At 55.3% G+C, this 10,357-nt stretch carries 7 protein-coding genes; 4 read left to right on the top strand and 3 right to left on the bottom strand.

Features of this window, described 5'->3' with window-relative positions; all coding sequences use genetic code 11:
- Nucleotides 1–361 precede the first annotated feature (361 nt).
- The 3 genes from ACOYNV_RS08340 to ACOYNV_RS08330 all read right to left on the bottom strand — a co-directional run bounded on the left by ACOYNV_RS08340 (nt 362) and on the right by ACOYNV_RS08330 (nt 2,606).
- Nucleotides 362–1,633 carry a TAXI family TRAP transporter solute-binding subunit gene (locus tag ACOYNV_RS08340; RefSeq protein WP_422899302.1) on the bottom strand — a complete coding sequence of 424 codons (1,272 nt, stop codon included), beginning with the start codon at nt 1,631–1,633 and terminating at the stop codon, nt 362–364.
- A 76-nt stretch (nt 1,634–1,709) separates the two neighbouring features.
- On the bottom strand, nt 1,710–2,000 hold the full coding sequence (locus tag ACOYNV_RS08335; protein ID WP_422899301.1) for a hypothetical protein: 291 nt from the start codon (nt 1,998–2,000) through the stop codon (nt 1,710–1,712).
- A complete protein-coding gene (locus tag ACOYNV_RS08330; protein WP_422899300.1) occupies nt 2,001–2,606 on the bottom strand; it encodes a copper-binding protein in 606 nt (201 codons plus the stop codon).
- 396 nt (nt 2,607–3,002) lie between these two features.
- On the opposite strand from ACOYNV_RS08330, the gene ACOYNV_RS08325 reads away from it, so the two are divergent.
- The 4 genes from ACOYNV_RS08325 to ACOYNV_RS08310 all read left to right on the top strand — a co-directional run bounded on the left by ACOYNV_RS08325 (nt 3,003) and on the right by ACOYNV_RS08310 (nt 10,357).
- Nucleotides 3,003–5,927 carry an HD domain-containing phosphohydrolase gene (locus ACOYNV_RS08325; RefSeq protein WP_422899299.1) on the top strand — a complete coding sequence of 975 codons (2,925 nt, stop codon included), beginning with the start codon at nt 3,003–3,005 and terminating at the stop codon, nt 5,925–5,927.
- Nucleotides 5,928–6,136: 209 nt separating this feature from the next.
- Nucleotides 6,137–6,400, top strand: a complete 264-nt coding sequence (locus ACOYNV_RS08320) for a hypothetical protein (RefSeq protein WP_422899298.1) — start codon at nt 6,137–6,139, stop codon at nt 6,398–6,400.
- A complete protein-coding gene (locus ACOYNV_RS08315) occupies nt 6,400–6,825 on the top strand; it encodes a type II toxin-antitoxin system VapC family toxin (protein WP_422899297.1) in 426 nt (141 codons plus the stop codon). The genes ACOYNV_RS08320 and ACOYNV_RS08315 overlap by 1 nt, the downstream gene beginning before the upstream one ends.
- Nucleotides 6,826–7,060: 235 nt before the next feature.
- Nucleotides 7,061–10,357 carry a helicase-related protein gene (locus ACOYNV_RS08310; RefSeq protein WP_422899296.1) on the top strand — a complete coding sequence of 1,099 codons (3,297 nt, stop codon included), beginning with the start codon at nt 7,061–7,063 and terminating at the stop codon, nt 10,355–10,357.

Raw genomic sequence — 10,357 nt, 5'->3', positions numbered from 1 at the left:
ACTAATTTCCTATAAATACTGAATAAATACGGACTGGATCAGGAAGTCTGAAGGTGATGAACCTTGATCGCTTCGACCTTGCGTAACAGCAGTAAATCTAGCGGGTTGAAGTCCCGTCCGGGGAGTTGTCCGTACGCCCCGGTAGCATGAGGAAGCGGCGTCGTGGTAACACGGGGTCGTGCGTTTACAAACAGCAAGAGAGCAGGCCGTAACGCAAGCGAACCCATGCCTACCCTCGGGGTATAACCCCAGGCGAGGGAAGGGTCCCTGCTTTGTTCACGCACCCCAAGGGTATTTCCTACGGGGCAGCTTCGCGCTGTTCGCCGTGTTCGCTGTGGTCAACTGCCTTCTCTTGGTTGAATCAGGCCTTTCGTCTGCGTTCAATAAGCAAGCGAATCTGCGACAGCATGGCTGAAATTGCGTTTACCCGCTCTGCAGTAATCTGTTCCTGCGCGAAACGGTCGAGCATCCATTCCGCAAGGGTATCCAGTTCTTCCTCGATGGAATCCAACTGATCGGGGGCAGCCGTTCTTACCTCGTGCAAAATGGCCGACAGCCGCGCGAGATGCTGTCGTGTCTCGTTCGGCCGATGTCTGCGCCAATTGCTTCTAATCCAGTAGGCGACCGAACCAAAAAGACCGCCGATGATTGAAATATTGAACAGCATATCCATGGCTTGTTCAAAAAAGCTCACCTGACTGCCATCAAAATAGGCTGCAGCGCCCGGATGGACGGGAAGAACGCCTTTCTTGTCGGTATCCGGCGCTTCAATCTGCCCGACCAGCGGCATCGTTGCGGCAAGCTTGGCCCGGGTCATCATCAGCAAGCGCGTCATCTCGCCGGCGACGTCCTTGAACATGGATTTTTTGGCCACCAGTCGAACCGTGACCGCCACCGTAGTCACCTCTTCGCCCGGGATGGCGGGCGCTGCGACAAACGCGCCCCGAGGAATTTCCATCGCTTCATACACCGGGTATTGATCGGCAATCGCCTTGGCTTCCAGATCGATGAATTTCGGAGGCTTCTTTGTCGCCTTGACAATGGATTTGACCGCCTCGGCGACGGGGCCTGGTCCGACAGGACTGATGGCTAGCGCTGCAAAAACCCGCTTGTCGTGCAGCGCGGCGCCGATCTCTGCCGGACTCGTTTTGACGATATTGCCCGGTTCGAGGCCATAAAATTCCATTACTGTCCTGAGCAAGGGATCGTCCTCTGCCGTACCCTCAAGAACGGCAATCTTTTTCCCGACCAGGTTCTTCATTGAGGCAACGGACGATTTCGCTGGCGCCATGATGACGATTGGCATTCGCCGCAAAACGACGATCGTGCCGCCGTTGGCCACTGCCGGGTGATCACTCCTGGCAGCGGCGAGATCAAACTTGCCGCCCTGAAGTGCCAGGGCACTTTCCTCAAGGCTCGCAACTTCCTCCCAAACCAGGCGGGCACGGGGATGCTCTTCAGTCAGTTCACGCTTGAACGCGGCAATGAAAACTTGCCCATCACTCCCGATCGGGCCGGTTGTTATGCGGATGGTGTAGCCCGGAGATAGTGCCCAAGGGAACCAGAACCAGGCAGCAGCCGCTGCGCTGGCGGCAAAAACCAGCAATCCGGCGACCACAAATCGTTTAGCCATTCAACGACAGGCGCCAGGGAATGCAGGCCAGGAAAGCCGGATATTGTCGGCTTTCCTGGCGCTGAAAATCCGGCCTCTACGCCTTGCCCTGCTCATTCTCCAGCGCTTTGGTCGTAATGTCGCGATAGAGTCCCATCATCCGTACCGCCAGATCCTCATACTCCGGATGGCGTGCCAGAAGCGGCTTCAGTTGATTGGTATCGGCAAACACCAGTTCCAGAAAATCGATATCCATGTCATCCAGAATCCCGCCCTGGTCCACTTTGTCTTTCAGGTCGAGCGCTCGCGGCAGTCGCTGTTCCTGCATGCGCTTCACAATGACCGCGAGCATGCCCGCATCTTTAGCCTCTTGCGATTCATTAGCCATTTACTTCACCCCCTTCGCCGGCGTGCCCGGCCTGACAGAAATCACGGAGGCCTCGACAAAGGTCGACTCGACCTGATCGCCAACGGCGACGTCCTTCAACAAGGATTTATCCTTGACCTTCAGATCAAGCGTCCGCTGCGGGCCGCGCAAGCTTATCGTTCCGGCCTTCTTGTTCACCGCCGTAACATCCGAGATGATGCGAACGGATGTGGATTCTCCACCCATCGGTTTTTCACCGGGCTGGGCACTGATTGTTTCGCCACTCTCGACCCGCTTGCGCAACTCCTTGCCGCCCTTCTTCAGTTCAAAGGTCAGCGACTGAATGTAGTTCAGGGTCACGATATCGCCGACCTTCAACTGCGCAAAGTTTTTCACTTCGGGTCCGGCCACAAATGACAGCTCATTGCCGCTCCCGCCTTTGATCACCACGTGCCGGGTGGCCGGGTTGATGGCGGTGATGGCACCCTGCAGGACGATCGTCTCGGCGGTACTTACCGTTCCCTTGCCTTTTTCGACAACGACAGCACTGATTGGCGCCATCTGCGCAAAAGCCAGTGTTGGTAAAACCGCGAGAGCGGCAACAAGCATTGAAAACGAGTATTTCATGAAATATCTCCTGTAAAAATTGGAAAAAAACAACACACCGATCATTTGCCGGGTATGTGGCAGACAATCAATTCAAATCATCGTTCTTGTAATACCTGGTTCCCTTGCCGGTCGGAACGAAAAATACCGGGCGGGATTCGTACCCGCCGGAAGACAGCGCTTAAACACGGCGCACGTTAAACTCCGGTTAATCTTGAAGTTGCAGCAATCAGGATATGCCGTAACCCGGCTTCTGCCATTGTCTCAAACCTTTGTGCTGCAAGCCATACAGCCTTTTGTTTGGTGGTGTCTGTCGCACAAGGCAGCATTCCAAAGCAGTTCAAGAAGGCCATGCAGCCAGGTAACAGCAAGGTTTCTGGCTCTTTTATTGTCCATGCCTGAACGGGAGTAGTCACCATGAAACGCCGCTTTCCACTCCATATCCACATCTCGACGCTATTCCTGGCCCTGTTGCTGATTGTCGGAGGCGTGATCGGCGGGCTCGGTTACAAGATCAGTAGCGGCATCCTCAAGTCGACGGCTAACGAGCTAAGCGAACGCATCGGACGCGAGGCGCTGCGCGAATTCGCCAACATCATCGCTCCGGCCGAGATGGCCACCCGGCTGTTGAGCCTTGATGCTGTTACCCAGGCTACATCCCTTGAGCAAAGGCTGGAGAATCTTGGCTTCATGCGCGAGGCCTTAAGCAATTCTTCCGAACTCACGTCGCTCTATGTCGGCTATGGAAATGGCGACAGTTTTCTTGTCCGCCGTATCGCTAACGAGGCCGAACGAAATGACTTTGCCGCCCCGGAGCAGACGGACTACATCGTACAAAGCATTGACCATGAGCAGGGGATTTTGCGCGGTCGTTACATCTTTCTGGATTCGGCGCTGGCCACCCTGCGCAGCGATGACCGTCCCGACTATGCGAGTAGCTATGATCCGCGTACCCGCAACTGGTACAAAGCTGCGCTGATCGCCAGCGGGCAGATCAAAACTCCACCTTACCTTTTCTTCACCACCAAAAAGGTTGGCACCACGATCGCCAACCGAGCCGGCAAGGGTGATGCCGTGGTCGGCGCCGACATCCGTCTGGAAACACTTGACCAGACTCTGGCGCAACTAAAGGTGACGCCCGGGACGCAGATTGCAATGGTCAACCGGTCGGGACTAATCCTCGCCCACGAGAACAATGCGAGAAAAATCCGGCTGTCGGCCAATGCCAACGACAAGCCGGTTCTGGCCAACATCACCGATTATGGGGTTCCCGTTCTCGCGCAACTGGCACCGATAGTGCGCAGCATTAACAGTGAAATTGCCCAGAACCTGATGCAGGAGGTCGATGGTGAGCTATGGCACGTATCGGTCAGCCCCTTGAAGCTTGAAGGGGCCAACACCCTGTTCCTGATTACCGCCATTCCCGATGACGAACTGATGGCCGCTGCCCACACGCTGATGCGTCACTCTTTCATCGTCATGGCGCTCGTTATCCTGCTGGCGATTCCGATCACCTGGGCGCTGGCGCGCGCCGTATCGCAACCCTTGCGTAAACTGGCTGGCGAAGCCGATGCCATCCGCCACTTCGAATTCTCGAAACCGATCAGCGTCGAATCCAACGTACTCGAAGTCAGCGATCTGGCGCAGACGATGGACAGCATGAAGCATACGATCAGCCGCTTTCTCGACATCAGCCTGGCGGTCGCGGCGGAAAATAATTTCGAGCGACTGTTGCCACACCTGCTGAGCGAAACCATTTCAGCAGCAGACGCCGATGCGGGCGTGCTATACCTGACCGACGAGGATAAGTTGTTACCGGCAACCGGTCTCATGGCGGATGGAAGCGCCTTGCCCAGCAGCGCCCCGGTCGTTGATCCGGCTGCAAGCAGCCCGTTATTCAGCGCTGCCATGGCCGCCCGAACCGCTCACTCCGCACGCCTGACTGAGGCCGACATTCAAGCACTGGATCTGGCGGAAGCAATAAAGGCCAGTGGCGCAACCCACGCCATCGCGGTGCCGCTCCTCAACCGCCAGCAAAATCTGGTCGGCGCGATGGTGCTGCTACGTCTTGATGAAACGGACGACGCTCGCCTGAGCTTCATCGGTGCGCTTTCGGGATCAGCCGCCGTCTCTCTTGAAGCCAAAGAGTTGATCCAGGCCCAGAAGCAGTTGTTTGAAGCCATGATCAAACTGATCGCCGGAGCCATCGATGCCAAGAGCGCCTACACCGGCGGGCACTGCGCCCGCGTTCCGGTAATCACCAAGATGCTGGCCCGCGCTGCCTGTGACCAGACCACTGGCCTGTACAAGGATTTCCACCTGAGCGAGGATGAATGGGAAGCGGTGCACGTCGCTGCCTGGCTGCATGATTGCGGCAAGGTGACGACCCCGGAATACGTCGTCGACAAGGCGACCAAGCTCGAAACGCTTTACGACCGCATCCACGAAATCCGCATGCGCTTTGAAGTGCTCAAGCGTGATGCCGAAATCACCTGCCTCAAGTCGATCACCACCGGCGAGCCCGAGGCCACTGCCCGTGCGAAACTGGCGGCAGCCCTGGCGCAACTTGACGATGACTTTTCCTTCGTCGCCACCAGCAACGAGGGCGGCGAGTTCATGGCGCCCGAAAAGCAGGATCGCCTCAAAACAATCGCCGCGCGCACCTGGCTGCGCACCCTCGACGACCGGATCGGCATTTCCCACGAAGAAAATGAACGCAAGGCGCGCTCACCAGCGCCCGACTTGCCGGTCAGCGAAGCGCTACTCGCCGACAAACCTGAACACCTCTTTGGACGCCAAGCCCAGGACAGGATAGCGCCGGACAACAAATGGGGCTTCAAAATGCAGGTTCCCGAACTGCTCTACAACAAAGGCGAGCTCTACAATCTCAGCGTCGCGCGCGGCACGCTGTCGGAGGAAGAGCGTTACAAGATCAACGAGCACATCGTGCAGACCCTGATCATGCTCTCCGCACTGCCCTTCCCCAAGCACCTGCGCAACGTTCCCGAAATCGCCTCCGGCCACCACGAGAAAATGGACGGCACCGGCTATCCGAAACGGCTGCGCGGCGAAGAAATGAGCCCGCTGGCACGCATGATGGCCGTCGCCGACATCTTCGAAGCACTGACCGCCGTTGATCGCCCGTACAAGAAAGGCAAGACGCTTTCGGAAGCCATCAAGATCATGTCGCTGATGAAAAAGGACCAGCACATCGATCCCGACCTGTTCGATCTGTTCCTGCGCTCCGGCGTTTATCGTGAGTACGCCGAGCGTTACATGCGGCCTGAACAGATTGATGCGGTGGATATCGAGGCCTATGTCGAAAAAGTTGCGACGAACTGAACTCCTACTACTGGCAGAGCAATGCCCGTTCGGAAATCAAGCCTTACCGCCAAGTTCCAGAAATCTATCTGGCCTTTTTATGACCGTTCAATCAGGTGAAATCCGCTAGATTTGCACTTAGAAAATTCTCGATCACCAGGAAAAATGAATTGATCCGGCTTTCACAAGGCGGGTAAGATTTACGGGTTCCCATATTTACGGAGATCATCATGAAAACCACTATCGAGATGCCCGACGACCTGTTTCGCAAGGCCAAGGCGGTAGCCGCCCTGCGCGGGCAAAGCATGAAAGACCTCATTACCCAACTTCTGACACGGGAAATTGGCGCCCCACTTGCGCCTACGGCCAGCGCGAGGAAAAAGGCGGCTGATGCCTTTAGCCAGGAACTGGAAGCCCTCGCCACCCAAGTTTGCAACAAATGGAAAACCGGATTGAGCGCAACTGATGCCGTGCGCGAACAGAGACGCGGTTGATGGTGATTGATGCATCGGTCTGGGTCGCCGCCTTCCTTGCCCGTGATGCGCATCACCTTGACGCGGCTGTTTTGCTGCGTCGCCTGGTTGAAGAAGGCATCACGGTCACGACACCGCTTCTGGCGCTATCCGAAGTGGCCGGCGCCATCGCCCGCCAGACCGATGACTCCGGACTGGCTGAAAAAATCACGGCTTTTCTGCATATACAACCCTGGATTCAATTCGTGCCTTTAACCGACGATCTCGCGATGGAAGCCGCGACCTCCGCCGCACAGCAGCGTTTGCGCGGTGCCGATGCAGTTTATGTGGCTTTGGCAGCGCAGCGCACGCTGACTCTGGTCACGCTGGATCGTGAAATGTTAGAACGAACGAAAGAGGTAGTGACCAGCGTAACCCCGACAGATTGGTTGAAACAACACGGATAAATAATCGGGAAAATTCAAACATACCAATTTGCTTGTAGGACTAAAGTAAAAAAGGGAGTACTTTCCTGCAGATTATCCGATGACGATGCGATGTGCATCAACAGTCGGTTACACAAAAACCAATCGATATACTGTGGCCAGTGCGAACTCCCTCGATTCCAGGTAGCAAATTTCAAGGTGAAAATGATGAATTCGCATCCTCCAGCAGTGCAAAAAATTGAGGCAAGGGGAATCGATGGCTGCTAAAGGATCAAACAGTTTCGGAATCCGTGACAACTATGGTTGCGGCAGGGTTTCCGATTTTCTGGTTGAAAAAGTTTCGGATGGCAGCGCCCTCTCCGTCGTTTCAGCCTATTTCACCATATACGCCTACGAAGCTCTTGCAGATCGCCTTGATCGCATTGATACGCTTCATTTCCTGTTTGGCGAACCCAGATTTATCGCCACGCTCGACCCGGAAAAGACCGACAAGAAATCCTTCAAGATTGAAGACGAAGGGCTGGAACTTGCCAATCGCCTGCAACAGAAAGAAATCGCCAGGCGCTGTGCGGCCTGGATTCAAGACAAGGTCGAAATCCGCTCGATACGTCAAGCCAATCTGCTGCACGGCAAGCTTTACCACATCCACGACGGCCACCGGGAGCACGCCATTCTCGGCAGTTCCAATTTCACCCGGCGCGGGCTAGGGCTTTCGGCCACACCGAACATTGAACTCAACCTGATTGTTGACAGTGACCGCGACCGGGCCGAACTAAAGGAATGGTTCGACAACATCTGGACCGATGACAAATTGGTGGCTGACGTCAAGGAAGAGGTGCTGAGCTACCTGGCGCAACTCTATGTCAATCACGCTCCGGAGTTCATCTACTTCAAAACGTTATTTCACGTCTTTGAGCGCTTCCTGTCTGGACAGGATGATGATGCCCAGCTTTTTGACCGAACCGCCATTATCGATAGTGACATCTGGAAAGCGTTGTTCGACTTCCAGAAAGACGGCGCCAAGGGCGCCATTCACAAAATCAATGCCCATAACGGCTGCGTCCTTGCTGACAGCGTCGGCTTGGGCAAAACCTATACCGCGTTGGCCGTAATCAAATACTACGAGCTTCGAAACCTTCGCGTCATGGTGCTCTGCCCCAAGAAACTGCGCGACAACTGGACGGTGTATCTCGCCCAGAACAATAGCGAACTAAACCCCTTCCTGAAGGATCGCTTCGCTTACACCGTTCTCTCTCACACCGACCTTTCACGGGAGACCGGCAAGGTGGACGGTGTCGATCTCGCCACGCTCAACTGGGGCAACTTCGATCTCATCGTTATCGATGAATCGCACAACTTCCGCAACAACGTGAAGGGCAAACGCGACGAGAACGGCAACATCATCCGCAAGAGTCGCTACGAGCGCTTGATGGAAGACATCATCCAGGCCGGCGTAAAAACCAAAGTAATGCTGCTTTCGGCCACACCGGTAAATAACGACCTAAAGGATCTGCGCAACCAGATTTACTTCGTTACCGAAGGGCGTGATGCCACGTTCTCGCAAAGCCTGGGCATCCACAGCATCAAAGACACCCTTACCAGCGCGCAAAAAAACTTCATGGAATGGGCCAAGCGCGCTGGCGACAAAGATGCCGTTGAGCTGATGGATCGACTGCCGGCAGGTTTTTTCACTCTGCTTGACGAGCTCACCATTGCCCGCTCACGCAAGCACATCAAGCGCTACTACCGTGCCTCGCTAGCCACCATCGGACAGTTTCCGAAGCGTGCCAAGCCACAGTCGATTTACGCTGACATCGACAGCAAGCATCGCTTCCCGACCTATGACCGGCTGAATGAGGAAATCGAAAAATACCAACTCTCCCAGTTCAAACCCTCGGCCTATGTGCTTCCGCAGTTCAAGGCTTTTTACGCTGGCGAAGGTGCCATCAAAAACTTCAACCAGGAAACTCGCGAACGCTTCCTGATCGGCATGATGAAGGTCAACTTCCTCAAGCGTCTGGAGAGTTCTGTGCGCTCTTTCGCCATCACCATGGATCGCACCGTCAAAAAACTTGAAGACCTGGAAGCGCGCATAGGCAAGTTTCAGGAGTTACGCGATTCAAAGGCGCAGGAATTGCAGGCAGAACTATTCATCATGGAAGCAGAAGAAGATGAAGAATTGCGTGAGGCCTTTGAAGTCGGCACCCTAAAATATCGCCTGGAGCACATGGATGTTGATCGATGGCTCGCCGATTTGGCCAGCGACAAGCAGCAACTATCCATGCTGGCAGAAAGCGCCGATGGCGTAACCCCGGAGCGCGATGCCAAACTCACTGAACTTAAAAAGATAATCGAACAAAAGGTCAGGCACCCAAGCACGAATAACCACGGGGAAGAGAATCGTAAGATCATCGTCTTTTGCGCTTTTGCTGACACCGCTGCCTATCTGTATGAGGAGCTTGAAGACTGGGCGCGCGAAACACTGAGCGTGCATATCGCGCTGGTCTCTGGCGGCACCAAGCCCAACCGCACAAGCTTTGGTCACGCCGATTTCAGCCAGATACTCACCAACTTTTCGCCGCGCGCCAAGCAGCGCGCCAAGATGAAATCAATGCCGCAAGACGGCGAGATAGACATCCTGGTAGCAACCGACTGCATCTCCGAAGGCCAGAACCTGCAAGACTGCGACCTGCTGGTGAACTACGACATCCACTGGAACCCGGTGCGCATCATCCAGCGCTTCGGTCGTATCGACCGCATCGGCAGCCAGAACAAGGAAATCCAGCTCATCAATTTCTGGCCGACGCCCGACCTCAACAAATACATCAACCTGAAAAACCGTGTGGAAGCCCGCATGGCGCTGGTCGACATCGCCGCCACTGCCGAGGACAACATCCTGCAAGCGGAAGACCTGCGCGAACTGATTACCGTAGACCTGCGCTACCGAGACAAGCAACTGCTCAGGCTCAAGGACGAAGTGCTCGACCTTGAAGATTTCAACGAAACCATTTCCATCAACGAATTCACCCTCGACGATTTCCGCATGGAACTGGCCACCTACATCGAAGCCAACCGGGAAAAACTCGAAGAAGCCCCCTTTGGTCTCTACGCCGTCGTACCGCCGCACGCTGAATTTCAGACCATCAAGCCCGGCGCCATCTACTGCCTCAAGCAACGCGCCGAGGCAGTCGGCAATGAAGCGGTCAACCCGCTCCAGCCCTACTTCCTCGTCTATATCCGTGATGATGGCGAAGTGCGCTACAACTTCACCAGCCCGAAACAGATTCTCGAAATCTTTCGTGCCGTAAGCCAGGGCAAAGCCGAACCCTACGCCGCCTTATGCGATCTGTTTGATGTTGAAACAATGAACGGAGAAGACATGAGCCGTTATGGCGACCTGCTCGAAAAGGCCGTCAGCGCCATCGCCGCACAGTTCGAGCGCAAGAATGCCGGCAATCTTTTTTCCGGGCGCGGCGGCAAACTTACCGACGCGGGCAAGCAAGTGAAATCCACAGGTGACTTTGAACTCATTACCTGGCTTGTGATAAAGTAG

It is taken from the genome of Propionivibrio sp. (assembly GCF_049316945.1).
In the GTDB taxonomy this organism is placed as follows: domain Bacteria; phylum Pseudomonadota; class Gammaproteobacteria; order Burkholderiales; family Rhodocyclaceae; genus Propionivibrio.
Note: the sequence above shows the minus strand (reverse complement) of the source record. Positions and strands in the feature narration are given on the sequence as shown.

What these genes read in the sequence shown, in the direction of transcription:
- ACOYNV_RS08340 (WP_422899302.1), bottom strand. Translation starts at nt 1,633, where the DNA reads ATGGCTAAACGATTTGTGGTCGCCGGATTGCTGGTTTTTGCCGCCAGC.
- ACOYNV_RS08330 (WP_422899300.1), bottom strand. Translation starts at nt 2,606, where the DNA reads ATGAAATACTCGTTTTCAATGCTTGTTGCCGCTCTCGCGGTTTTACCA.
- ACOYNV_RS08315 (WP_422899297.1), top strand. Translation starts at nt 6,400, where the DNA reads ATGGTGATTGATGCATCGGTCTGGGTCGCCGCCTTCCTTGCCCGTGAT.
- ACOYNV_RS08335 (WP_422899301.1), bottom strand. Translation starts at nt 2,000, where the DNA reads ATGGCTAATGAATCGCAAGAGGCTAAAGATGCGGGCATGCTCGCGGTC.
- ACOYNV_RS08320 (WP_422899298.1), top strand. Translation starts at nt 6,137, where the DNA reads ATGAAAACCACTATCGAGATGCCCGACGACCTGTTTCGCAAGGCCAAG.
- ACOYNV_RS08325 (WP_422899299.1), top strand. Translation starts at nt 3,003, where the DNA reads ATGAAACGCCGCTTTCCACTCCATATCCACATCTCGACGCTATTCCTG.
- ACOYNV_RS08310 (WP_422899296.1), top strand. Translation starts at nt 7,061, where the DNA reads ATGGCTGCTAAAGGATCAAACAGTTTCGGAATCCGTGACAACTATGGT.